This window comes from Xenorhabdus yunnanensis, from assembly GCF_028598805.1.
GTDB classification, from domain to species: domain Bacteria; phylum Pseudomonadota; class Gammaproteobacteria; order Enterobacterales; family Enterobacteriaceae; genus Xenorhabdus; species Xenorhabdus yunnanensis.
Genome location: NZ_JAQRFI010000034.1, coordinates 1 through 25228, shown reverse-complemented (window position 1 = coordinate 25228; position 25228 = coordinate 1). Strand labels below are relative to the sequence as shown.

The 25228-nt window shown below is 43.9% G+C and carries 18 protein-coding genes and 5 pseudogenes; 12 read left to right on the top strand and 11 right to left on the bottom strand.

Going from position 1 to position 25228, the window contains the following annotated elements:
• Positions 1–402: 402 nt before the first annotated feature.
• The 3 genes from PSI23_RS14135 to sigJ are packed head-to-tail and all read right to left on the bottom strand — an operon-like array spanning position 403 to position 4223.
• Complete coding sequence (locus PSI23_RS14135; RefSeq protein WP_273555686.1) at positions 403–2043, bottom strand: flavin-containing monooxygenase; 1641 nt, start codon at positions 2041–2043, stop codon at positions 403–405.
• 58 nt (positions 2044–2101) lie between these two features.
• A complete protein-coding gene (locus tag PSI23_RS14130; RefSeq protein WP_273555685.1) occupies positions 2102–3268 on the bottom strand; it encodes an FAD-dependent monooxygenase in 1167 nt (388 codons plus the stop codon).
• A gap of 28 nt (positions 3269–3296) precedes the next feature.
• The gene (sigJ, locus tag PSI23_RS14125; RefSeq protein WP_273555684.1) at positions 3297–4223 is read right to left on the bottom strand and encodes an RNA polymerase sigma factor SigJ; all 927 of its coding nucleotides are present in this window, start codon (positions 4221–4223) and stop codon (positions 3297–3299) included.
• Positions 4224–4647: 424 nt separating this feature from the next.
• Here sigJ and PSI23_RS14120 point away from each other — a divergent pair, with 424 nt between their 5' ends.
• Positions 4648–4947 (top strand): antibiotic biosynthesis monooxygenase family protein, encoded by a 300-nt coding sequence (locus PSI23_RS14120; protein WP_273555683.1) that lies wholly within the window; start codon positions 4648–4650, stop codon positions 4945–4947.
• 588 nt (positions 4948–5535) lie between these two features.
• On the opposite strand, the gene PSI23_RS14115 is transcribed toward PSI23_RS14120, so the two are convergent.
• The 3 genes from PSI23_RS14115 to PSI23_RS14105 all read right to left on the bottom strand — a co-directional run bounded on the left by PSI23_RS14115 (position 5536) and on the right by PSI23_RS14105 (position 14962).
• Positions 5536–6705, bottom strand: coding sequence for an FAD-dependent monooxygenase (locus PSI23_RS14115; RefSeq protein ID WP_273555682.1), 1170 nt, complete (start codon positions 6703–6705; stop codon positions 5536–5538).
• Entirely contained in the window at positions 6702–13892 is a 7191-nt protein-coding gene (locus PSI23_RS14110) for a non-ribosomal peptide synthetase (RefSeq protein WP_273555681.1), read from the bottom strand. The genes PSI23_RS14115 and PSI23_RS14110 overlap by 4 nt, the downstream gene beginning before the upstream one ends.
• Before the next feature lie 473 nt (positions 13893–14365).
• Positions 14366–14962, bottom strand: a complete 597-nt coding sequence (locus tag PSI23_RS14105; RefSeq protein WP_273555680.1) for an SAM-dependent methyltransferase — start codon at positions 14960–14962, stop codon at positions 14366–14368.
• A 200-nt stretch (positions 14963–15162) separates the two neighbouring features.
• Between PSI23_RS14105 and PSI23_RS22965 the strand changes: the two genes are divergently transcribed.
• On the top strand, positions 15163–15444 hold the full coding sequence (locus PSI23_RS22965; protein WP_273555679.1) for a recombinase family protein: 282 nt from the start codon (positions 15163–15165) through the stop codon (positions 15442–15444).
• Positions 15445–15656: 212 nt separating this feature from the next.
• Here PSI23_RS22965 and PSI23_RS14095 read toward each other — a convergent pair whose 3' ends face one another.
• Positions 15657–15881 carry an AAA family ATPase gene (locus tag PSI23_RS14095; RefSeq protein ID WP_273555709.1) on the bottom strand — a complete coding sequence of 75 codons (225 nt, stop codon included), beginning with the start codon at positions 15879–15881 and terminating at the stop codon, positions 15657–15659.
• Positions 15882–16273: 392 nt separating this feature from the next.
• Here PSI23_RS14095 and PSI23_RS14090 point away from each other — a divergent pair, with 392 nt between their 5' ends.
• A complete protein-coding gene (locus tag PSI23_RS14090; RefSeq protein WP_273555678.1) occupies positions 16274–16744 on the top strand; it encodes a hypothetical protein in 471 nt (156 codons plus the stop codon).
• A 35-nt stretch (positions 16745–16779) separates the two neighbouring features.
• On the opposite strand, the gene PSI23_RS14085 is transcribed toward PSI23_RS14090, so the two are convergent.
• Together PSI23_RS14085 and PSI23_RS14080 are read right to left on the bottom strand one after the other, a co-directional pair.
• Positions 16780–16980, bottom strand: a complete 201-nt coding sequence (locus PSI23_RS14085; protein ID WP_273555677.1) for a hypothetical protein — start codon at positions 16978–16980, stop codon at positions 16780–16782.
• Between the two features lie 264 nt (positions 16981–17244).
• Positions 17245–17708, bottom strand: a pseudogene (locus PSI23_RS14080) (IS6 family transposase); the annotation flags it as partial.
• 523 nt (positions 17709–18231) lie between these two features.
• Between PSI23_RS14080 and PSI23_RS14075 the strand changes: the two are divergent.
• The 6 genes and pseudogenes from PSI23_RS14075 to PSI23_RS14045 all read left to right on the top strand — a co-directional run.
• Positions 18232–19026 (top strand): class I SAM-dependent methyltransferase, encoded by a 795-nt coding sequence (locus PSI23_RS14075; protein ID WP_273555676.1) that lies wholly within the window; start codon positions 18232–18234, stop codon positions 19024–19026.
• A complete protein-coding gene (locus PSI23_RS14070; RefSeq protein ID WP_273555675.1) occupies positions 19020–20165 on the top strand; it encodes a peptidogalycan biosysnthesis protein in 1146 nt (381 codons plus the stop codon). The genes PSI23_RS14075 and PSI23_RS14070 overlap by 7 nt, the downstream gene beginning before the upstream one ends.
• Positions 20166–20176: 11 nt before the next feature.
• The gene (locus PSI23_RS14065) at positions 20177–20521 is read left to right on the top strand and encodes a hypothetical protein (RefSeq protein WP_273555674.1); all 345 of its coding nucleotides are present in this window, start codon (positions 20177–20179) and stop codon (positions 20519–20521) included.
• A 63-nt stretch (positions 20522–20584) separates the two neighbouring features.
• Positions 20585–20656 (top strand): annotated as a pseudogene (locus PSI23_RS14060) (IS6 family transposase); the annotation flags it as partial.
• A gap of 344 nt (positions 20657–21000) precedes the next feature.
• Positions 21001–21854 (top strand): annotated as a pseudogene (locus PSI23_RS23225) (reverse transcriptase domain-containing protein).
• Between the two features lie 76 nt (positions 21855–21930).
• Positions 21931–22284, top strand: a pseudogene (locus PSI23_RS14045) (IS6 family transposase); the annotation flags it as partial.
• 300 nt (positions 22285–22584) lie between these two features.
• Here PSI23_RS14045 and PSI23_RS14040 read toward each other — a convergent pair.
• Positions 22585–22878: a HigA family addiction module antitoxin gene (locus tag PSI23_RS14040; protein ID WP_273555672.1), complete on the bottom strand. Its 294-nt coding sequence runs from the start codon at positions 22876–22878 to the stop codon at positions 22585–22587.
• On the bottom strand, positions 22878–23156 hold the full coding sequence (locus PSI23_RS14035) for a type II toxin-antitoxin system RelE/ParE family toxin (RefSeq protein WP_273555671.1): 279 nt from the start codon (positions 23154–23156) through the stop codon (positions 22878–22880). Before PSI23_RS14035 ends, PSI23_RS14040 begins: the two co-directional genes overlap by 1 nt.
• 549 nt (positions 23157–23705) lie before the next feature.
• Here PSI23_RS14035 and PSI23_RS14030 point away from each other — a divergent pair.
• The 3 genes and pseudogenes from PSI23_RS14030 (at position 23706) to PSI23_RS14025 (ending at position 25122) form a co-directional block, all read left to right on the top strand.
• Positions 23706–24401: pseudogene (locus tag PSI23_RS14030) on the top strand (IS6 family transposase).
• A 135-nt stretch (positions 24402–24536) separates the two neighbouring features.
• Positions 24537–24806 (top strand): helix-turn-helix domain-containing protein, encoded by a 270-nt coding sequence (locus PSI23_RS23220; RefSeq protein ID WP_373567334.1) that lies wholly within the window; start codon positions 24537–24539, stop codon positions 24804–24806.
• A 148-nt stretch (positions 24807–24954) separates the two neighbouring features.
• On the top strand, positions 24955–25122 hold the full coding sequence (locus PSI23_RS14025; RefSeq protein WP_273555670.1) for a hypothetical protein: 168 nt from the start codon (positions 24955–24957) through the stop codon (positions 25120–25122).
• Positions 25123–25228 lie beyond the last annotated feature (106 nt).

Below are 25228 nucleotides of genomic sequence, written 5' to 3'. Positions count from 1 at the left end.
TACATTATTACATTTCAAAAACTCAATATTTTCGATAACTGGCAATAAATTGCAATACAGTTACATTCGTCAGTTAATACTGAATCTTATAATAATGCATGTATTAATTGTTAACCTAAAACGTTAATAGGATAAAATTTCATTTTAATTTATGATGAATACTCCAAAAAATAAATGTAACTATACTCAATGGATTTCAAGTTGGCACAATTTATCTTGTATAGAGCACCTATTTTATCTAATCAAGTTTAATTTATGTATTTAAAGGCCATTCACCAAACATAGATTCCGTTTGGCGCGAACAATTCAGACTACTTTAAACAATCCTGATTTTTATGTGTTGTCTATAGCTCTCAACTACCTCGCCATATTAACTCATATTCATAAATTTCTACTTGTTCCTTAAAGTAGAAACGTAGCTTTTTCATCTGCAATCAAATTTTTGCTATTGAAACCAGGGAAATCATTGCTACGTTCACGCTCAAAAACCGCAAGATATTCCTTGAGTCCACCGAAATAAAAGAGAACTCGAGGGGTAGTACTGTGTAGATTTGACCCGAATATCCAGGATTTCACCTGAGCAAAGACAGTATAATTTGCCAATTGTTCACAATGTACTGACCAATCTGAGAGTGCTTGAGGAGTAGCCTCAATAACAGTCTCTGAATGACTTTCAGCCCACGAAATAATATCGCCGATGAAGTTTACTTGAGCTTCAATACCCGCAGCGAGGTTGGAAAATATCCCCTGAGGGCCAAGAAGAGTAAAGAGGTTTGGAAAGCCGGGTGTAAAAACACCAAGATATGCGGCAGGGTTTTCACCCCAGGTTTCAAGGAGAGTATGCTCATTACGCCCAACCACCTTGAAGTTCCGATAAGCACCTTCAACTGCATCAAATCCTGTAGCAAAGATAAGAATATCAATTTCATGTTCAATGCCATCAGCAGTGAGAAGGCCTTTTTCCGTTGCTTGTACTATTTGTGTATCTAACAAGCTAACTAATTTAACATTGGGCTGATTATACACCTCATAATACCCATCAACCGATACAGGCCGCTTGGCATATGGCTCTGTCGGTGTAAGACGACGTGCCGTATCAGGATCTTTGACAATATCTTTGATTTTTTCGGCTATAAACTCACAGGCGGCGCGGTTGGAGTCTGAATTGATAACAAGATCATTAAAGGTGCCGAACATAAAACCGAATCCCCCGCCTTCGTTCCAAGCGCGTTCAAAGACAGCCTTCTGTTCTTCCAGGGACACATCAAACGCACCTATAGTGGGATCATCGAAGCCACATGCCAGACGAGTTTCTCTCCATTCTTTCCATCGTTCTTCAAAATTCGAGAAATAACTCTCTACTTCATTTGTCGTCAAACGACTCTGACCCGCTGGTACAATATATTGAGCCGCCCGCTGAAACACAGTCAGATGGGATGCAACCTTACTTGCTGCAACAATGAGCTGTGCTCCCGTCGATCCTGTCCCCAACACTCCGACACGTAGCCCATTGATTTTCAGATTATCTGGCCAACGTGCAGTATGTATGATTTGTCCTTTAAACTTATCGAGGCCTTTGATTTTTGGAAAAACAGGCTCAGATAATACTCCGACAGCACTTACCAGATACCGGCTTGTAATAATATCTCCATCTGTAGTTTTAACCCGCCAGATGTTTTTGGCCTCATCGTAGATAGCTTCGCTAACACCAGTTTCAAAACGGAACAACTGCGAAATATTGTTACGGCTTGCAACATTCTCCAAATAATCTCGCATCTGTTCGCCAGTTTGGTATCGAGCATACATATCCCACTGCGGCGAAACCTCTCGATCAAAGGAATAGCGATAGACAAATCCATCGGTATCCGCCTGAACGCCAGGATAACGATTCCAATACCAAGTACCGCCGACATTCTTACCTTTTTCAAGCCCAAGTACCTTTAGCCCTAACTCGTTATGAATTTTGTGGGCTGCAAAAAGACCAGAAAGACCTGCACCGATGACAATAGCATCGAATTGGGGAAGAGAAGATTGTTCACTCATTTCAGAACTCCTGTGCTATAGATTCATTTATGGGGTTATTATTAGTGAGATAGCAAAGTCAATCCGAACGCGTCCTTATCGTTTCGGCTTTATAGTTGGTCGCCGTGATGACAAGTTCTCGAATTCGCTCTTGTTGATTAAGAGCTTGACTAGCAAGTTCGCGCGAATTCATTTCCCGATTTGCCATTACAATCTTGGATACAGCGGGTATACGTACATGCTCATATTTTGCTATTGCGGATTCGGAGTCAGTGGATTCACATATAGCAGAGGCGAGGGTTTCAGCATCAATGATAGATTGAGTTGCCCCATTTGCACCTATTGGAAACATCGGGTGAGCGGCATCACCGATTAGAACACACTGGTTATGGCTCCATTTATTTAATGGTTTTCGATCCACCATCGCGGTGCGCATAAGTGTTTTACTTGTGGTTATTAATGTTTGAAGATTTAACCAATCAAAATGCCATTCTTTAAGAAGTTTGAGCAGGAAGTCTGTAGCTTGAAAGCGATTGATTGTTGTATCAAATTGCTTATCAAGTGATACAGGAACAAGAATAACCCAATTAATAAGGCTCTCTCCACGCAGATCATGAGATTTGGAAACAGGATATGCGATGAGACGAACCCCTTCTCCACTATTAGCGATAATCATTGTTCGACCATCCAGAAGTTTTGGCATAGGGGTAATGCCCCGCCATAACATCATGCCACCGGAATTCAGTTGCATAGAATCTGGAAATAAAGTTTGGCGCACTGCGGAATTGATACCATCGGCACCCACGATCAGATCTTTTGCCCACTTCGTCTGATATAAAAAATCAGTAGAAAACTTCACATCAAAGTTAAAGGTTGCTTTTGTCTTAGCTGTAGCAAAGATTAGATTAAGCAGTTCTGAGCGAGATATAGATATCTGTGGAGTATCAAAACCAGCATCTATGCCCCGTGTTTCTTCGAAAAGAATTGTTCCTAAATGGTCGACATAGCGGTGTGCTCTGGTTTGGATCCCACAATAATCCAACTTTTCAGCAAGCCCCAAACGATACAGGACTGATACTGCTTCAGGTTGAATATTCAAGCCAAACCCATCTTCAGAGAGCTTCATCCGCTGTTCATAAATGTCGCACTCTATGCCAGACAAAGAAAGCAGAGCAGCAAGAGTTACCCCTCCAATTCCAGCACCAACAATGACTACTTTGCCTGAACAATCAGTTATCGCCGCCATAGTAAATAACCTCACTTGAATCCATTGGCTAATGCCAAACAGTCAATTTTTCTGGGTTACGCATAACCCAAATATCTTTGATTCGTCCTTCTTTTATATAAGTGGAGATCACTGTAACAGTGTGACCTGCCACCTTACCGACAAGCCCTGGCTCACCATTAACAAGCTCCTCCTCGATCTGAAGATTATGTTGACGTTCAAATGCTGAAAGGAAAAATTTGATAATTGCATCCCGGCCATACAATGGTTCGGTAGCTGCGCTGGCAAGACCGCCGCCATCAGTGCTGGCACAAGCTCTTTCGTCTAAGATTGCGACCAGTTCCTTGATGTTGCCTGTGAGCCATGCAGATCGAAAAGCACTATTAACACGCCGATGCTCCTCTGAAGAGTGTGCAAAATGACATTCTTGATTGACCCGCTTTCGCCCAGATGAAGCAAGCTGACGGCATGCTTGTGGTGTTCTGTTTACAATCTCACTGATTTCCTCAAACGAATATTGGAAGACATCATGAAGAATAAAGCTGACACGTTCAGCAGGGGTCATCTTATCCAGGACTATCATCAATGCCATAGAAACCGAATGTGCAAAGATAAGATTATCGGCTGGATCGGCTGCTTCAGGTGATTCAACCGTAGATACCCAATATTCGTCTTGTGAGACAGGTTCAGGCAACCATTCTCCAATATAGATTTCACGTTTTGACTTGGCCGATTTAAGCTTATCGAAACAGATCCGTGTGAGTGTTGTTCGTTGCCAAGCTATGGGGGACACAATCTGCTCTCGTTCTGTTTGAGTAAGTTTGTGCCACCGTAGATAAGTTTCTTGCACAGCATCTTCAGCATCCGGGATAGTTCCCAAAAATCTATACGCCAGCGATTCAAGTTTGGAGCGGTTAGAATATACTTGAGCTGGGTCTTCTCCCCCCAGCTTACTCACCTGTTTTTTCTTGTTCATTCTATTTTTCTTAACTCAATTCTGAGGAAAACAACTTAGGTATTGTTTTCCTCCGACTTCATAATGCCAGCAAGTGATACTGACGCTGAATTCCCTTAGAAGAAGGAAAGAGATTTTGTATAGAGCATAGAATCTAATGGGCAATTAAATATTTCTATAGTGTATACAATAAAACATCTATATACGTATATATGCGAAGTAGTAACAATTTCTAAGCCCCCCTCTAAAAATGTTCTAAGCTTTAATGACGAGAAACCAGGTGAAAATGTCAGGCGCAAAGCCTGAAAATAAATATTTTTTTTCGAATGACCTGACATATTGAACTGCTGAATCGTCTATGTATTAGACTCAACAAGGTACAAGCTAGCGAGTCTCTGCCTGCAAAAAGCTGGCATAACCTACTATCCATTGAGGAGAATGTGTAATGTCTGAAGTTACATTCATTAATGTCATCGAAGTCGATCCAAGTAATCAAGCTGAAGTCATCAAGCTATTACAAGAGGGAACTGATTCGGTCATTAGTAAACGACCTGGTTTCATTTCCGTTACCTTGCTCGCCAGCAAAGATGGTAGCCGAGTCGTCAATATTGCGAAATGGAAAAGCATTGCTGACATTAAGGCAACTCAAGCTGACCCAGCATCAATAGAATTCGTAAAACGCACCGCAGAGCTAGCTAAGGCTAGCCCAGGAATTTATGATATTATTGGACATTACTCCAGTTGAGTTCTTCACTATAATGGCCTGAACTTAATGATATTAGGTTCCAATGCCTTGAATATTCATTAATTGGTAGAATTAATATGACTACTTATTAAGTCATGGATGAATAAAAAGCATGAAAACTCTTTGGGTCTGGTTTTAACCAGATCCTAGAGTTTTATAATATTGTTATGTGAATCCAACCCTTAAATTTAAACGACGAAATCATTAATCACATCAAAAAAAAATTCGATTCTGGTTTATTTGTATGGCAGGAACGCTGGAAAGCCAATCACATCACTGAAATCTGCTTTTTGCATAAAAGAAGGCAGGCTGGGGCGGATTTTTATTTCGTACTGTTTCTCTGGTGATGCTGCGTGCTGGAATACTTTAGGTTGGCATGAGTTAAAATTGCAATTGTGATTGTGTGACATGTCACATTATTATCATGAGACCCGCCAACGCACATTGGAAGGTTTTGTTACATTTTTGAAATTCGTGTTCTTCATCCGCCAATTATTCTGCTTTTTGTCTCACCAACTTTGTTAAGTCTGTTTGACGGCGTTTAGTCGCTTACATGGCTAAACGCCTAGTTACAAGGCCTTATACCGCCTAGAGATCAACGTCTTCCATAGAAAAATTTAATGATTTTTCGAGGTTTTCCCTAAGCTTTCTCGTTGGTGCAAACCGTAAGGATAAATCCCTCTTCAAACAATGAAAGAAACGATCTTCTTGTTCAGTTTCACTCAGTGCTCTTGAGGCATTCACTAACATTTCAGCTCTTGGAATTCGAACTTTTTCATATTGACGCAGGGCTGAAATTGGATCTGACTGCTGCTTCATGACATGCCCTAAAACAGCGGCGTCCTCGATGGCCATACCTGCCCCCTGACCCAGGCTTGTCAGCATAGGATGAGCAGCATCGCCTAAAAGTGTGATCCTTCCTTTTCCCCAAAGAGGCGAAAAAGGCCGGTCTTGTGCAGGAACCGAGATTATATTTTCGGATGGTGTTTGTAAGATAATATCGGAAACAATCGCTGGCCACCCCTTGTAATATGACAAGATATCTTGATTATTTCCTTGCCATTGACGGGCCTGCTCAATTTGCATATTTGCCGTTCCCCACCAATATACACCACCTCCGCCTATATCGATCAAACCGATTCGTTTTCCTGGCCCCCAATAGTGAGCAACATAACCGGGTGTGATCTGCGGATGTTGATAGCGGGTGATAGCCAGCCAACAGATATAATCGGCGGTACGCGTTGGCTTATTCCCTTGAATATAGTCACGGACAAGAGAGTAAATCCCATCAGCACCAATAAGCAAGTCTCCATGTGTTTCTCTGCTATCAGCAAAACGGACAGAAACACCATCGTCACTCTCGGTAATCCCGGTGACCTTAGCGCCGACATGGATAATATTCTTATCAAGTTTCTGTAACAGCGCTTCCTGCAAGGCCTTACGTGATATACAAATACTATCAAATCCATTAGAGGATGAGATTTCAGGTATTGGTAATCGACGTATCAGACGATCATTGATGTTCCTGATTTCAAAGCATTTAACCGGAGAACCAAAATGCTCCAATTTCAGATTAACACCAATAGAAGATAAGGCAGCGACAGCATTGGACATTACAGACAAACCTGAGCCGGCTGTACGTAAAGTGGGGGCTTGTTCATAAACTTCAACACAACAGCCAATCTGCCGTAAAACGACAGCCGCTGTTAACCCACCAATACCAGCTCCAACTATGATCACTTTTAATGGACGACTCATACTTCCTCCGGAACCAATAAGGCTTGTTTTGTATAGGAGGATGCCTCCATTTCTCGAAGTATTACTTTGGCAACTTCCTCCACATAAGGCTCTTCCATGATTTCCAAATGATCACCCAACACATCAATAACACTGATACGACCCGTTGTCTTATACCCCCAACCATTTTTAGGATCGCGGTACTCACTTCGTACTGCATCATGCATAGAGCGCAGTACTTCAGGTAATGGCCGTGTTGCATGTAATAACGTCATATTGATATCTGCCTTATAAGCCGCATAATCCGCAGCCGCTTTCCAATTGGTCTTATACACATCAAATAATCTTTGGACGACGGCCCTGGAACTGCCTTGTGGAATGACTCCCGTGGCCATTGCATGCTCTGTGATGTATTCGAATCGCTCCTGCAAAGAAGTTATATGCTCCGGTACAATTTGCTCAGGAAGAGTCGCCCCTTCATTCAGCCACAATAATTCCCAGAAAAACCATCGCAGTAGTGCTTCCTCATTCGCTTTTCCCTGCGATTCCGTGTTAAGAGCAACTGTATCTAAGACAAAAAGATCAGCAACTTCCTCCCCGGCTTCTTTCAACTGCCGTGCCATCTCAAATGCGACAAATCCGCCATAAGACCAGCCGCCGATTGAATATGGGCCACGTGGCTGGATCTGACGTATCGCTTCCAGATAATTTGTCGCTTGTTCTTGCACAGTACTTAATGGCGTAGATCCCGCATCGACTCCGTGAGCCTGCAATGCGTAGAAAGGTTGATCTTCGGGGAAATGATTCACTAACCGTAAATAGGACAAGACATTTCCCCCCATCGGGTGGATAAAAAATAAGGGGCGTTTATGACCTGTTGTACGCATGGGGACAACAGGACTGAATTTGGGTTGAGCGCCTTTTTCTCTGATATGTGCTGCTAATTGAGCAACGGTCGGGTTACTAACAAAAAGCGACAAAGGAATACTGATACCGAAATATTTTTCTACCAAAACAACCATCCTCATGGCTGTCAATGAGGTAGCACCGATATCAAACAAGTTTTGATGAACAGATAAGTTAGGTATTTTCAACAAATCCGCGGCCAAGTCACACAATACCTGCTCGTAGTTGTCCCGCGGAGCAAGATCTTCTGTACTATGATGCTCATACATGATCCGCATGCTGCGTAACGCCGCATCATCACGTTTTCCACTCGGGGTCTTAGGCAACGACTCCAACCACTCTATTCGGGAAGGGAGCATATGTTTAGGCAGCATTTCAGACAAATGTTGCTGTACGCGTGCAATAAATGCGTCATTCTTTTCACCGATCAGGAATGCTACCAGAAAACCATCATTTTCACCGGGTTTCTGAACGACGACAGCAACATCTTTCAGTAATTCGTCAGCACCGGGTGTACTTGATACCGCTAATTCTATTTCCGCCAGTTCAATGCGATAACCACGAACTTTAACCTGAGTATCCTTGCGGCCTAAACAGAGAATATTGCCATCTTTAAGCTTCACGCCAAGATCACCGGTACGATACAGTGGCTCATTATCATTTTTGAGGATAATAAAGCGCTCTGCGGTCAATTCTGGCTGCCGATAATAACCTAATGCGACAGGTAAACCACGGGCATAAATTTCACCTTGTTCACCGGAAGCCACTTCTTCTAATTGACTGTTAAGGAGCACTATATCTGAGTTATTGATACTTTTACCAATGGGAGGAAGTGCAGGGAAAGATGTTGGATCGCTCTGCATGGTAAATGCAGTGATGACATGCGTTTCTGTGGGACCATACTGATTCTCAAGGATACCGTTATTGATTTGCCCAATAAGCAGACGAATATCTTCGGTGACCCGGAGTTGTTCACCGGATGAAATAACAACTTTCAGGTTTTTCGGGTAGGTTTCCAGTGCGACTGCTGTTTCAGCCAATTGTTGCAGTGCAACGTAAGGCAGGTAAATTCTTTCTGTCTGGTACTTATTGATAATATGCAGTAATTGCAAAGGATCACGCCGTTCATCTTCACTAATAAGGTGTAACTCACCACCAGAGGTCAGTGTAGAGAAGATTTCCTGAAATGAAACATCAAAACTCAGCGGTGCATACTGTAAGGTAGAACGAATATTCTTACCGGTATGCGTTTCATTCTGCCAGATAACTAAATTTGACAGGCTACGATGCGGCATTGCCACACCTTTGGGTTTACCCGTTGAACCCGATGTAAACAGTAAATAAGCCAGCTGTTCAGGGGCTATTTCTCTATCTGGTACATGCGTATTGCCGTTTATCAACGTGTCTACCCGCATGGTCGGGACTGTTACCACATTGAGTAATGTATCGGATTTATCATCAACAATAGCCAGTGCTGGCTGAGCTTGCTCCACCATGGCTTCAATACGCTGGGCCGGATAACTCAGATCCAATGGCAAACACACTCCTCCTGCTCTCATCACACCAATCAGTGATGCAATGAGTGTCGGAGAACGTTCAAGCGCAATAGCCACCGATGTATTTTGAACAACTCCCTCAGAAACCAGCGCAGAAGCAATTTTGCCAGACTCTGACCAGAGTTTTTCATAGCTCCACTGCAAATCATGATAACGAACGGCTATTGCATCAGGTTGCTCCTGTACATTTTTCACAATCATGGTCAGCGCTGATATGAATTTTTGGGATGGTATTTCCCTGTGTCTTTGTGTGAATGGCTGGCTCAGGGTTGCTGATTGATCACCATGACTGACCATTTGGTTCAATATGGTTATATAGGTGTCTATATAAGTCTCAGCCTGCACTTGCGAGAAAACATTGCCGTCAAAATCACATCGCAGATAATTTTGACCGGTGATGAAGTCAGTCATGACATTGAGTAATACGTCAAAATTAGTTTCTTCCCACGGTTCAAATGCGATGAGAGACAAATCAGGATTGCTAAATACGTCAGCCAATACGTGGAAGTGAATGTAATTGAATGCGGAACTTATTTTTGCTCCTTCTCCTGCCACCTGCTGGATAGCATTAAGTGGGTATTTACGGTATGGCGCATGGCGCTGTTCTGCACTGAATACCGAATGAATACACGCTTTCCATGTTTTGCCTGACATAGAGAAACGCACAGGAAGTGTATTCAGAAACAAGCCCAGCATCTGTTCTGAATTTTGTGCATCAGGTCTGCCGTGGGTAACCAATCCCGTTGCGATTTCATTCTGATTCGTCACCATAGCGACAGTTAAACAATGTGCAGCAAAGAAAACCGATTTGATTGAAACATGTTCTTGTTGCACCAGTGTTTTCAGCTTCGTTTCAATTTCTTCTGGAATGGTTGCTGTTTTTGTGAAGATCCGATTTTTGGGCAAGCTTTCGTACAATCGGTAGGCAGGGAATTGCGTTCGGGGAAGCCCATCAAACATTTCTTTCCAGAACATTTTGTGTTCGTGATTTTGTAATGCATGAAGCTCATCTTGGATATACAGAGCGGGTAATGGAAGTACATCAGTTTCAGTGGGATACACGCCCTCATTCAGATAGCGGGAGAAGAGTTCACGCACCAGATTTGCTACACTACCACCGTCCAGAATGGCGTGATGAAAACTAAATATCATCTCTATAGCGTCTGCGGTCTTGAACAAACAGAAGTGATACAAAGGGGCACAATCAAAATGGTAGTCCTGACGACTTCTTTTTTTCATGTGCTCTTTAATAAGTTGTTCAGACACAATCAATGTCAGTGAACTAAGATCTTTAATCTCCACAGCATCATCAAGATCGATACTGTGATTAATGATTTGCAAAGGCTCGCTGAAATCAGCTAGGTTAAAGTGCGAACGAAGAACAGGATGACGCTGGATAGTCGCTGCTGCACTTTTACAAAAAATTTCAGGCTCCCATTTGCCTTTCAAGGTATAGCGGAAAACATCTTTATAAGTGGCTGAGCTTTTACTCTGCTGGCTGTGATAGATCAGGCCAAGCTGAAGCTGGGTGGCAGGGAAGGCATCCGCATATTGAGAAAGTGCAGCCCGTTCTTTTTCTTTGATCAGTACAAACGGAGATAACTCAACGGCTTTGTGAACCTTACGCTCAGTATCAATTTGCCGGCTTAATTCAGCTATCGTCAGATGCTGTGATAATTCAGAAAGAGTGACATTCATTCCCGCCTTTTCAGCTTCGGAACGTACTTTCAACATTAAGATTGAATCTCCGCCTAATGTGTAAAAATTATCCTGCATACTGAGTTGTTCAATCTTTAATACCCGCTTCCAAATTTCGGCTAATTGATATTCTGTTTCCGTCTGAGCATCATCACGACTACTCGAAACCTCTGGTTTTATCAATATGTTAAGTGCGTTACGATCGACTTTACCGTTTGGAGTAAGGGGAATGGAAGGAACCTGTGCAAATTTTTGGGGTACCATGAAATCGGGTAAAAATTCCAGTAAGGTTTGACGCAGTTTTTCAGCAGTAAGACTCTGGTTGTTTGTGACATACTGATTATTGATAACGTAGTATGCACAAAGATAAGTGCCATCATTACCGTTCTTTTGGGGTAAAACCTCCGCCTGGCTAATTCCCTGAATGCGTTCAAGCGTGTTTTGTATCTCCCCCAGCTCAATGCGGTTACCTCTAATCTTCACCTGATTATCAATTCTTCCCAAATATTCGATGCTGCCGTCGGGTAACCATCTGGCTAAATCGCCTGTACGGTACCAGCGCTCGCTTCCATCCAGAATGAATTTTTCAGCAGTTAATTCAGGTTTATTGTGATAACCGCGAGCCAGTCCAACTCCACCAATTTGCAACTCCCCCGCAATACCTATTGCCTGTCGGGTATCATGCTGAGACATAATTCTCAGTGAAGTATTGTTAATCGGAAAACCAATGGGAACCCGGTTGATAGCATCGTTATTTTCAGGCAAAAACTCGAAATATGATACATCTACAGTGGCTTCTGTCGGACCATAAAGGTTGATCAATGCGGGCGCCTTTAAACCAAAAACAGAAAAGATTTGACGGAACTGATTAACCCGTGTCGGAGGCAGTGCTTCACCACTGGTGAATACACGGCGCAAGCTGGCCAATTGCTTCACTAACTCAGGTTCAGCTTCCAGAATATCAAGGAAAGGCTGGAGCATAGAGGGAACAAAGTGCAATGTCGTCACATTATGTATACGGATTGCTTTTATTATCTCCAGCGGATCTTTGTGCGCTCCCGGAGGTAATAAGTGCACAGAGGCTCCAGAGATCGACCACCAGAATAATTCCCAGACAGACACATCAAATGAAATAGGGGTCTTTTGTAATATCACATCGGTGTTGTCCAGCGGATAACGTTCCTGCATCCACTCAATCCGGTTTACTGCTGAATAATGATTGATCATCACGCCCTTAGGCTGCCCGGTGGAGCCTGATGTATAAATCATATATGCCAGAGAATCTGCTGTAGATAAATTGGGCTGTTTTACCTGCTTTTGAGCTGAAATGTTATTTCCGTCAATGACAATATAAGATTGAGCGATTAAAGACTGATTCAATTTGTCGGAGATAATGACCGTGACACCACTATCCTTCAACATATAATCGATCCGCTCCTGCGGATAATTGGAGTCTATGGGTAAATAGGCAGCACCTGCTTTTAATACAGCAAAGATAGCGGTTAACATATCCGTGCTGCGATCCATTAAAATCGCAACGATGTCCCCTTTTCTCACTCCCTCCTTCAGTAAAACAGCCACCATATTGTCTATACGGGCTTGGAACTGAATATAAGTAAGAGCGGGTTGCCCGCCAGAGTTTGCAATAGCGACTGCTTTCCCGTGTAATGAAACCTGAGTATCAAATAACGTTGATAAGGTATCTTGCTTCGAAAATTCAGTATTGGGTCCCTGCTCAAAAAGAGCCAGTTGAGCCATTTCTTCTGCCGAAGAGAGCTTCACTTGTGAGACGGTTTGTGTGGGTGAAGTAATAACTTGTTCGATAATACGCGCTAAGGCAGCCGTAAATGTTTCGAATGGATAATCTTCATCGAAAACATCTACCGCACCGGTGATATCAATAGCAACATCATTATTGCCCCCATAAGTATGTACATGGATCGCAATAGCATCATCTTCATGAGCGGTAGTCGCCGCATAGATATCTTCGCTTTTATAGGTATCACGGAAAGCATCAGTTATAGATGAGTAGTTATAAGATACCGTGACATCAAACCATTGACGCCTTTTTGTTCCCATAGACTTAAGTAAACGCCCAAGCGGAATATGCTCAAACGTTTTTAGTTTTTTAGTTTCTGTTTTAATACGAGCTGCCAGTTCAATAAGGGTATCCTCTGCATTGACCGCAACAGCCAGTGGTAGCGTATTAGCCCATTGACCCACAATATTAAGTTGATTAATACGGCGGTTGAGCAAAGGAACACCTATTGTTAGCTGGGTGTTATTATGTATCCGTGACAATAAGACAGTTAGTGCAGACATAACAACTTGGTGGGGATTGATCCCTTGAGACAAGGCTTTTACAACTTCAGTCTTAGATAAGATATATCGGTGCTGCATACAGCGAGAGACATTAGCCTTCTTTCCCCGGTTAAAAAAAACGGGTTCATGACGTTGTGTAAGTACAGCCAACTCGGTTATTTGCTGTTTTATTTCTGGTTGTGACAGAATTGTTTCTTGCTCAAAGATTGCTGAGATATATTCTTCTGAATTGTGAGGCAATATTCCCAGATTCACCTCATTATCCTGATAGTACTTGGAAATTTTTTCTGCTAACTGATTTATTCCCCAACCATCACAAACAATATGATGGGCGCGCAGAAAAATAGCCGCGCAGCCATCTTTCAGATTTCGTAACAGAGCAACCTCAAGAAGTGATTTATCATCCAGATTAAAAACTCGCCTTGACCATTTTTTGAAGAGTACAGTAACGTCCTCACCTTCAGCATCAATGACTTCTATTTGATTAGCGGGAATATTTTGTATCTGTTGACCCAGTACATCGGCTTGTGCAACGATGCGTAATCGACATGTCACATCATGACTAAGGACGTTATTAACTGAATGAAAAAATTTCTCAAAGTTAATATCTTTTTTTAATATCCTCGCTATGGATATAGTGAATTGACTACTTTCTGGATTACGTTGAGCTTCATAGTAGATTTCTTTTTGATACTGAGTAAGAGGTAAAACCTGTAATCTGTTCATAGCTACTTGCATCATAATTAGAAAGCTTGATTTTATTAATTACATACTCCTTGACACAATATCCATTAATTTATATTGCATTACATTTTTCCTTCAGTACGTAACAAAACAGAACCGGATTATCGCTAACTGAACAGAGTGCCCCACGCTTAATGCGACAGAACCTTTTGACCGAACATACGATGCTTATCGGGATTTGCTTATGCTGACCTTTCCCTCATCCCTAACGCCTTTACCGCCTGCTGCTGGCAGTTTTAGATTGATCCTTACAGGTCGCTCCTACGGATTTCCCGTGGCTACATTGTTCCCGGCGCTTTGCATATTAAAATTACTCTCAATGGACAGCCGGATAGGAAACTGCTGGTGAGACAGCAGGTTTCTTCGCACTGATTACTACTTATTGGCTGAAACGATCGCAGGAACAGCCTCGTGTCGCACCACAAACTAGCCCTAAAGCGCTAGGAGGATGTTAATCAACTCGGTTTAAATGCTACTAAATCAATCAAAGCAGATATACCAGAATGACCTGTTCCTTCTTGGAGTTCACTATCATATTCATCCAATTTGAATATGCTGAAATCTCCAAACATTTCTTCCAGTAACGTCCGTGTGTAAAAATATTCAGGCTCCCTAGGTCCACCAGTCCTATATCCTATCTGCTCTGGTCTGTAACCCTGCATCAGTATCACCCCGCCTGGGCGTAGTGTCGTTTTCATTCCTTCGAAGATTTGCCTACGCATAGCAGGTGGTGCGAACTGAATAAAAATGGCAACAACAATATCAAATTGTTCCGGAACCCAGCGCCAGTTTTCTATGTCAGAGAGTTTGAAATTAACCGACACATTCTTAAGCGTAGCCAGCTTTTTCGCTTTTTTCAGGCCTTCAGCGGACACATCGAAAGCCGTCACATTCAGCCCCTGCGAAGCGAGCCAGATGCTGTTTCGGCCTTCGCCATCCGCGACAGATAACACCGACTTCCCCGGTGATAGCAGATGTTCACAGGAGGTAAGGAAGATGTTCGGTTCGGTACCGAAGATGTAATCAGAGCATGAGTACCTTTCGTTCCACATCAGTAATTTCACCTTATATTCAAAAAGTTACCAATAATTGAGCATATTAAACACGATACCCAGTGGATTTGTTTTTTTGTCATACCACTATATTTACCATAATGTCCTGTTGAAAAGTTTATACACATCTAGGTAATGGTGATTCCAATCGAGATATCAATGTTGACATTGGCTTTTTGCGTGTCATATCACAGGACACGGTGCAAATTACGGAGCTAAAATCTGTAGGCGTCAGAGATCGAATTTTTACTGACATGATGTCGGGAGCTACGGACGAACGCGAAGGGTTACAACGGCTGCTTGCCCGTGCGGAAAAAGGCGACATCATCATTTGTACCAAAATGGACCGACTTGGCCGCAACACCGCAGATATGATCCACATTGTTGATGCTTGCTATAAAAAGGGAATAGCCATTCGGTTTCTGGAGAATGGACTAAGTACTGAAGGCACGATGGGGAAAATGGTAGGCCGCTGTAGCTGAGGCTGAGCGGGAGCGCATTCTGGAACGAACTAATGATGGACGGACTGCCGCAATGGCGGCAGACGTCAGATTTGGTAGGAAGCCTCATGCCGCTACTTCATCTGCCCTGGGGCTGATTCGCCAAGGGCAATCTTTTAAAATGGTATCAGAAAAAACAGCTATATCCCGCGCAACCTACTTCAGGCTAAAAAAGTGTGTACAGGAAAATGAAACTAAAGGTTAGATAAAACAAACTCAGCGCGTTCTTCGGCTGTTGAAAGAGGTAACTCAATCAAACGATAACCGTGGTGGCGGTAAGTTGTGGCCATTGTATGGTATGTCAATTCAGCTTCCCGAAATGCTTGTTTACGTTCAGAATCCTGTTTAAAGATTTCTCTCCATGGCGGAGCGATAAATACCGTATTGGTATAACGAAACAATCCGATAGCTTTTACCAGATGGTCAGTATCAAATATACGGACTTCCGCTTGATGAAACGCACCCGCACAGCGATAGTGAGCTGTGGGATATTACGGCGCTCCCGGTCGGCCCTGGCGGATGGGATGGGAAAATATTTGGGGCAGGGAAAAATGGCAAGCCACTGCCAGGAGCCCAAAGTAACTTCTTTGTCAGAACAACCCCGACTGTTTCCCTGCCGACGAATCTGACGGTTAGTGAACAGCCGGGTATGCCCGGAATGGTTAAAGTTTCATGGAAGAATTCTGAATCCCCCATTTCCGGAACGATCAAAGGCTATACGTTATTCTATATGCCTGCTGACCAGATCCCTCCCTCTTGAGAGGGGTGCGAGGGCACTTCTGTTGCTCCGACCTCTTACGAAACGACCTCGGTGGTCATCCCCGTATTGACATCGAGTAACTATGCTTTGCTGGCTTTACCCGCTGTGGGTGATGGGGTTGTGGGTACGCAAGAGAATGGTACGCCTTACTCCGGAACATATAGTGGTGATCAGGTTACGCTTATTGGCCCACCTGTCGTGCGATATCAAATTCCGAAGGGGGATGAAACCCTGCATATAGATCTCAATAATCATGGCTATGGGATCATGGCCAATGTCAGCTTCGATGATCAGAATGATTACGAATGGGTTTGGTGCAAAGACAAGCCGGACGGTAATTACTCATCGGGAGGCGACTGGAGCTTCACCAGTGGGAAAAAATCCCCGATCCTCATCTTTGGTTCGCCCGAAAAACCCGCCAGATCAGCAGATTCCGGCTGGTATAAACTGAAGGTGGAAAATGCGTTTGGTGGAATGGAAACGAAGCCGGTTTTCGTCAGAATCGACCCGCCGCCCATGTAGGATAATCTTCATGTCGGCAGCCGCGCGCTGATCAGTCAGATCACCATGAAGTCACTGGAGAAGTCGGCGAGTCTGGCTTCTCCTTTTTTGGCGAAGCGAATGAACTGTTCGCGTACCGAATATCCATGTATGTTCGGTACGCGAACAGCTTGGGCAGGTCGCTCACAGGCGCGGCTGAACCGAGTGCGCGCCTCCAGTTTGTCGAGGCGTTGGTGCATAGATGATTTCAGTTTCATGCTGATACCTCACTTTCACGTTAATAAAATATTAGCCGGCTTGTGAGGTGTCCGTAATTACTATACCGTTACACTTTTGCACAGACTTTCTCTGTTAATGCGACAGAACCCCAAAAACTTCCTCCGGTTGCGCTACGTGAAAAGTAGCGCAATTGCCCCTCACAATCTTGTCCAGATTTCACGTAGCGCAACAGACGGTTCTGTCGCATTAAATGAATCAGCCTGAGCGATAATGAGGTATGTTTGTTTTTTATACTGCCAAACGATAAAATTGTTCAGCCACGGATAACCGTTCACCTCCTGCGGCGATTTCCCGGCATTGAGTCGGGTGAGCGTGGCGGGTCTGCCGTGCTGGAATATCGCTTTACGGAAAAAACGCAGGGCGGCTGCCGCATCACGGCGGGTTGTCAGCAAAAAGTCAATCGTCTGGCTGTCAGTATCAACCGCCCGGTAAAGGTATTTCCACTGACCTTTCACTTTGGTATCAGTTTCATCCATCCGCCATCGGGAGCCAACGGGCTTTTTGCGTGGTCGGAAAACCTTGCTGAGTAAGGGGCACCAGACGTAACACCCAGCGATGTGGCGTGGTCGACGAAGAACCCCCGTTCTGCCCTCGTTGCTTCCAGATTGCGCAAGCTCAGCGCATAAGAGAGATACCAACGGACACATTGGGCCCTGATATCAACAGGGTAATGGCGGCGTTTAAACGCGTTTCGGATCAGGGACATCGTTCTGGACTCGCTCAAAAACAGGGGAGCTTACCTGATGTCTCGCTAATGCGACAGAACCCCAGTACCCTCTCCGCGTTTTCCCCCAATTGCCCGGTAGATGTGTCGATTAACCCGGGTGATGGCTAAGAATTTAAATCCCGACTATTCTCGCTTAACTTCTGATGCCAGAGAGGCATAAATTTTGGCAAAAATCATCGACGCAGCAGTAAAGTTCTTCTAAAGTAACCATAGCCTGAAGACCGCCACTATTTTGTTTTTTTGACAAAAAATGTGATTGTGCCTTAGGCGCTTTAGTTCCCTTCTTATACGAAGTTCAGGTATATTAGCTTGAATGTAGCCACAGAATACGGATCGTACATCATCAGGAAGATTTAATTTCTCTCTCTCTTTAATTTACTCCGGGGAATGGTGACAGATCTTACTCTTTCCGGCCCATATCTGCCTTGAGCAAAAATAGGCGAAGCCGTAAGAGATTAAACTGTTAATTCATTGTACTATCATGAATAATTGGTGAGTCATTATGCGTTCAACTCAATTTTCGGACTCTTCATCTGCCAAGGAAAAACAGGCCAATTTACCTAAATTTGACCCTGCAACGTTTGATAAGTACGCAGCACTCTATGAAAGAATGACTTCTTGGCCTTATCGTAAGGAATTAGAGCTTCCAACGTTAGAAAAATTACTTGGGGATCTCTCCGGTTTAAATGTGCTGGATTTCGGGTGTGGGCCTGGCGTAATTTCACGCTGGTTGAATGAGCGGGGAGCAAAACGCATTGTCGGCCATGATATTTCCGAAGGCATGCTTAATTATGCCCGCCGACGTGAGGAAAAAGAGTCGCTCGGCATTCACTATATTTCAAAGATTAATGAAGATTACAACGTATATTTCGATATAGTCCTTGCTGTTTATGTGATACCTTATGCGGCTAACTACAAGGACTTAATGGCGATGAGCCAAACCATGGCCAGGGTGTTAAAACCGGGTGGTCGGCTGCTCACACTACCTATCCACCCTGATTTCAATTCAGATCCCGAATATTATCGCCCCTTTGGCTTTCGTCTGATTGAAGAGCAGCCGCGCACGGACGGGAGCTCCCTTCGGCTTCACATCTGCCAGCCACCTTACGATATCAATATACAGGCCTACTATTGGTCGCGTCCGACACTGGAAAATGTGCTACAACAGATCGGTTTTCAGACTGTAAACTGGAAACCGTTGAATGTGTCGGCCAACCCCCTGATCCCGAATCTTTCATCCTATGTTCAATGCCCGCATGCAGCCATTCTTGAATGTATCAGGGGGAATGCATGTTAATCAGTTTTGGCCAACCGTCCTTCTCCCCTTTAGTTTCCAGCATTGAGCATATCGACCGGCATGAGTGGGATGCGTTGGTCTCCGATAATGACTTTTTTCACAGCCACGGCTGGTTAGGTGGGCTGGATTACGCCTTGGGCAAGGGGGACGTTTTTACTCTGTACGGCAATACTGGATTGCTAGGCGGTTGCGCCCTCTGGGATGGCGAAGATCAGTCCGGGTTGTTCTATTTGCCAGACTACTTCCCCGGATTGGAAGGTCCTTGGCAACAACCATTCTTGTGGGGCGGTGCCCGCCGTTCCACGCACAATGAAATCCCCTGCGTACAGGGGGAGCACCGTGGTGAAACATTGTCGACCATTGCTGAAATGCTTGCCCAGTTGGCCGGGAACCGGGGATATTACGCAACTATTATGCCTTTTATGCCGCTGCAGCAGGCACTGGAGGTTGTTCGTTACTATCCCCATGCTCGGGTATTGATGCATTCAGGGGAAGCGACCATATCTGTACCGGCCGGTGGGCTTGGTTCGCAATTACAACAATTACGCTCCCACCAAAGGGTAAGAACCAACGCGGAACTGGCCACCTTTTCCCGCTTAGGGAACCGGGTAGAATGGTGCCAACTGGACGATTATCTACTGGAGGCGGCGGTAAAACTTATTGCCAACAACCGGGGAAAATACGGTAGCCATCAAGGTATTGACTGGATGCAGCGCATATTTGATGGACAAAAAAAATCCTCGGTCATCGACGCTGCCATTGCTGCCGTAGCCAAGCGCGACAAGCAAATTCTAGGGGTAACCATCTTCTACCGTTTTGGTGAAACTCTTCATGCCCGTTATTACGGTTCAAATTATCAGATAGACGATAACGACTTTCGTTATTTCGTGCTGACCTATTACTACTCGTTAGATTATGCGGCGAAAAACGGTATCCGTGAATGTCGGCTGTCCATTTCCGCACTTAGAGCCAAAACGCGGCGGGGTGCAAAAATAGAGCCGCTAGCAGCGCTGTTGCTGTTCGAAAATACCGCCCCCTTATCAATAAGCGAATGTAAAGACTATAACCACCTTTTTTACCAGCATTACCAACAACAGTTCGGCACACATCTGACCCACGACTGGGCGCTGCTTAATTGAAGGAGAACCTTATGCTGCATCTGATGTATTTACTGAAACCGACACAAAAAGCCCATTTGGATATGGCTGCATTTTGGCACTGGGTGGAAAAACGTGACGAATGGTTCTACCACACACTCAAAATGACTGGAGAACGCCGTTGGTATGTCCGCACTATTGGCGATAATGTCCATTTCCTGGAACATTACGTTGCATTCGCCGACGAAGCAGTTTGGGGGCAGTACCGCAGGGCGGTGTCGAAACTCTGCAAGGATCCTGAATGGGAAAAAATCCGCACCGAGCAATATCTGTGGTGGGAAATCCTTGATTCAAGTTTGTTGAACGATGCACCTTTTATCGTCAACCCCAGGAGATAACAGGTTCTGTCGCATTAAGCGGTGAATGGATAATATGTCGCTTTTTTAATAAGTTATTCGTCTATATCCCTTATCCGAAATGTGTTCAAACGCCTGCATTATCCTGTTAATATCATTGCTCAGTGTGTTCGCGGGTAGTGTGCCGTAGGCATACAAACTTGTATCATAAGGAATGCGTGCAAGATTGTGGCATAAGCTCAGGAAGAGATGGTGGTAGGCCCACCGGAGTCTGCTGTCGGAAGCCGGCTTCAAACCGCCTCAAGCGGCTGCCGTAAAGAGCGGTGGTCGTGAGCGTTGAGGTTAAAAGTCGAACATAAGTTCGGTAGGTAAGGTACAAAGAGACGAGTTAAATCGAACCCATATGGACGCGTCGTAAACACAAAATTGACATCAAAACCGAGAGCGTACCAGCACCTCGGGATAAATCTGCGGGTGAACGTTTGTTGGGGATCCCCACGGTAGTAGATCGTGTGGCGCAAATGGTCGTCAGGCTGCATTTTGAGCCTTCGGTTGAGCCGCATTTTCTGCCAGACTCTTATGGTTATCGACCGAATAAATCGGCGATTGACGCTATCAGAGTCACAAGGCAACGATGCTGGCGACAAGACTGGGTACTGGAATTCGATATCAAAGGGCTGTTTGACAATATTCCTCATGACTTGCTTATGAAAGCGGTGAAGAAACATACGAAAAATCCGTGGATTTGCTTGTACATTGAACGCTGGTTAATCGCACCGATGGTGAAATCCAATGGTGAGGTATTATCGCGGGAACAAGGCACGCCACAAGGGGTGTTCTTAGCCCTGTACTGGCCAATTTATTCCTGCATTACGTTTTCGACAAGTGGATGCAGAAGCATTATCCACAACGGAAATGGTGCCGCTATGCGGATGATGGACTGGTACACTGCCAAAGTGAATATCAGGCCAGAGAAATGCGGGCGATACTCGAACAGCGTTTTCGGGAATGTGGTCTGGAACTGCATCCCGATAAAACCCGGATTGCCTACTGTAAGGATGAAGATCGGAAAGGGAAGTACGAACATACTTGCTTCGATTTCCTCGGTTATACCTTCAGACCAAGGTGGGTTAAAAATACCAAACGAAATACAATGTTTGTGAGTTTTACCCCCGCAGTGAGCAAGACAACTCAGAAGGCAATGAGATTCAAACTCCGTAAATTGAAGATCCGGTTAGTGCGCTGGGCAAAACGAAAGTTTAAGGCACTGCGACGATACAAAACCCGAGCCGCGGAGTTTCTCGAAAGGATTGCAAAGAAACATCCGTGGTTATTTGCCCATTGGCGGGCAGGAATGACAGGCTCGTTTGTCTGATGGGAGCGGTATGAGCAGAGGTTCACGTACCGTTCTGCGAGAGGCTGTGGGGGCAGTTCCCACGGTCTACTCTCCTCTGGCCTACGCGCTGAGCTTGCGCAATCTGGAAGAAATAATGGCAGAACGGGGGATCTTCGCCGACCATGCCACGATACATCGCTGGGTGTTACGTCTGGTGCCCCTGTTCGGCAAGGCTTTTCGACCACGCAAAAAGCCCGTTGGCCCCCGGTGGCGGATGGATGAAACCGATATCAAAGTGAAAGGTCAGTGGAAATACCTTTACCGGGCGGTCGATACCAACGGTCAGACGATTGACTTTTTGCTGACCGCTCACCGTGATGCGGCAGCCGCCCTGCGTTTTTTCCGTAAAGCAATACGCCAGCACGGCAGACCCGCCGTTGTCACCCTCGATAAAAGCGGAGCCAATACCGGGGTTTGGGGAGCAACGGAACGGTAAACGCCGTTAAATGGTCATTTTAAGTAGCCAAAAATACACTAGCCAAATTACTTTTACTCATTTTGGCTACTTAAATTGACCGCTTAACAGGGTCTTCCGTTCCACTGCGCCCAAACTTAAAAGCCAGCGTTTAAGTGCTGGCTTTTAGTTAGTACAGTTCAATTTATTCGTTGCATGAGAGATTAGAAACTGGACGCATATCCAACCAGTTGAAGTGAAATGTCGATTCCACAAAATCGTAAACAAGGTCCACTTTTTAGTGGCTTATATTTACTAATAATTCATCGGCGTAAATAGCGGTGTTAATTTTGAAACATCAACTGTCTTTTCAGCTTTATCAAGGCTATAAGACTCTTGCAATTTCAACCACAATCGAGGGCTACTACCAAGAACCTTGGACAACTTCACAGCCATCTCTGGCGTGACAGATGCTTTACATGTCACGAGACGCTGCGCTGTAGAGGGCGCAACATCTAACGCCCTAGCAAGATCACGAATACCTAATTCCAACTCTTCTAAAGCATCGGCAATAACTTCACCTGGATGGGGTGGGTTAAACATCTTCATTAGTGATAATCCTCATAGTTAACAATATATGCGTCACCATCAATAAACTCGAATGTCACACGCAAATTCCCTGACACAGTAACCAACCATTGACCCTCTCTATCTCCAGTTAACGGGTGTAGTCTGTATCCGGGTAGATTAATATCTCCTATAACTTCCGCATCATTGATCACAGCAAGTCTCTGCTTGAGCTTTTTTGCATGTTGAGAATTAATACCAAATGTCTTCCCCGTCTCAAAAAACAGACGTAATCCCTTATGCTTGAAACTCTTGATCATTCCTTAATGCTCCCTGTTGCGCTACAGGAAACAATATATCCCTGTTCCCTGAAACGCAACACCTTTTTACTAATCACTAATCAATTACAGCATTCTTTATATGACAAAACCTGCCAACATACCCCTTTGCCGTTTTCTTCGAGAATTCTAATACACCACATCAGTATTAATTGATTTTGTTCAATTTTCATCATAAGAATTTCCATCCCTAATTTACATAAGGGATTTAAAGCAATTAACGAAAGTAGATGGCATAGGCGGTTAGCGGTTATTGTGGACGGACAATAGAGTTGTTATCCTTGGGGTGATCGCTTCACCCCTTAACCTTGGTGACTATTATGACCAATTGCATGACAGAAAAATCAAACCTAGCTGTGACGAGGCTTGTAATAACTTCTAGAGAGCATAAAATCTATGGTCACCCCCATTTTTGCAACACTAATTTTGATGCATGTTGGGCTTGCGTAAATCTATCCGGCGTCAATATGGTTCTGTCGCATTAAGCGGAAATATTCAGGTAACATGTTATTTTTTGTTGAGAACTCCCTGATGTCCCTTATCCGAAAAACGTTCAAACGTCTACACTATCCTACTGATATTATCGCTCAGTGCATCCGTTGGTACTTAGCTTATGCCCTGAGCTTATGAAACCTGGAAGAGATGATGGCCGAGCGTGGAATTGCCGTCGACCACTCCACGCTCTCCCGCTGGGTTCATCGGTTGGTTCCCCTGATTATCAAACGTTATCGGCGCAGTAAACCGGCGGTTGGACACCGATGGCGAATGGATGAAACGTATATCAAAATCAAAGGACAATGGCGTTACCTTTATCGGGCGGTGGACACCGATGGCAATACGGTTGATTTTCTGTTGACGGCCTGCCGGGATAAGGCGGCTGCACTGCGTTTCTTCAAAAAAGCGATGCGGCAACATGGGCAGCCCGAAGTTATCACGATAGATAAAAGTGGCGCTAACAAAGCCGCCGTGGACGAGTTAAATCAGGGAAAACCCAAGGAAGAAATCATTGTTATCCGGCAGAATAAATACCTCAATAATCGGATTGAACAAGATCATCGCAATATCAAACGGCGGATCCGTCCCCTGCTGGGATTCAACAATTTCAGGCGGGCACAGACCATGTTGTCTGGAATTGAATTGTGCAGTATGTTGCGTAAAGGACAATATCCTCAGAAACCAGCTTGTCCAATTTCACCCGTGGCCTTTTTCTATCAACTCACTGCATAAAAAACACTCAACACATTTTCGCTCATGCTCTCTCTGTTAATGCGACAGAACCTTTAAAACAATCAAACGTCTTAGGAAAGATGTCCTAATTTTCGTTGAAAAAAACGAATCGAGGGTTGATTGGTCTGAAAAAAAATCAAAGAGCACCTTAAGAAAAATGGTGAATTTTTGCCCTCATTACAAGAAAGATTCTATTCTTTACACTATAAACTTCATACTTCGCGTAAAGCGTTTATAAAAAATATCCAGAAAGACGAGTGGATAATTACAAACTTCATTGGTGTTGAAGCTCCAATCATCTGGCCTAGTCGTTATCAAAATTACACATCAAAAAAACATGAATATTATGAAATAATATATGGATCAAATAATCTATTTGATTGTAAAAATATTTCATTGTCATAATTAAAAAATAAATATGATAAATATCAGTGTTGTTATTATAACATTTATCTATTAAATATATAGTTGTTTATATATTTAACCTTTATCTTATTTATTGATGTTAATTATTAAGTACATAAATGTGACCACGATATTTAGAGTTAACGATATGAATAAAACTAAAAGAGAAGATTCAATTAGAAAAAACATTAATTATTCTATAAATAAAAATTTTGGAAGTGAAAATTATATAAATAATAGAGAAAATAATAAGTTTGAAGATTGGAGTAAGAAAAGAATAGAAGATGAAATAAAAAAGAAACGTGGATTCGCCTAATAAGTGCAATTTCTAAGAAAGGCGGTCAGTTGCTATAGTAGGCATCTTTCTCGCCAAAGGAAAATGCGCTATGACCTATAAACAACTGACCGAAACAGAAAGATAT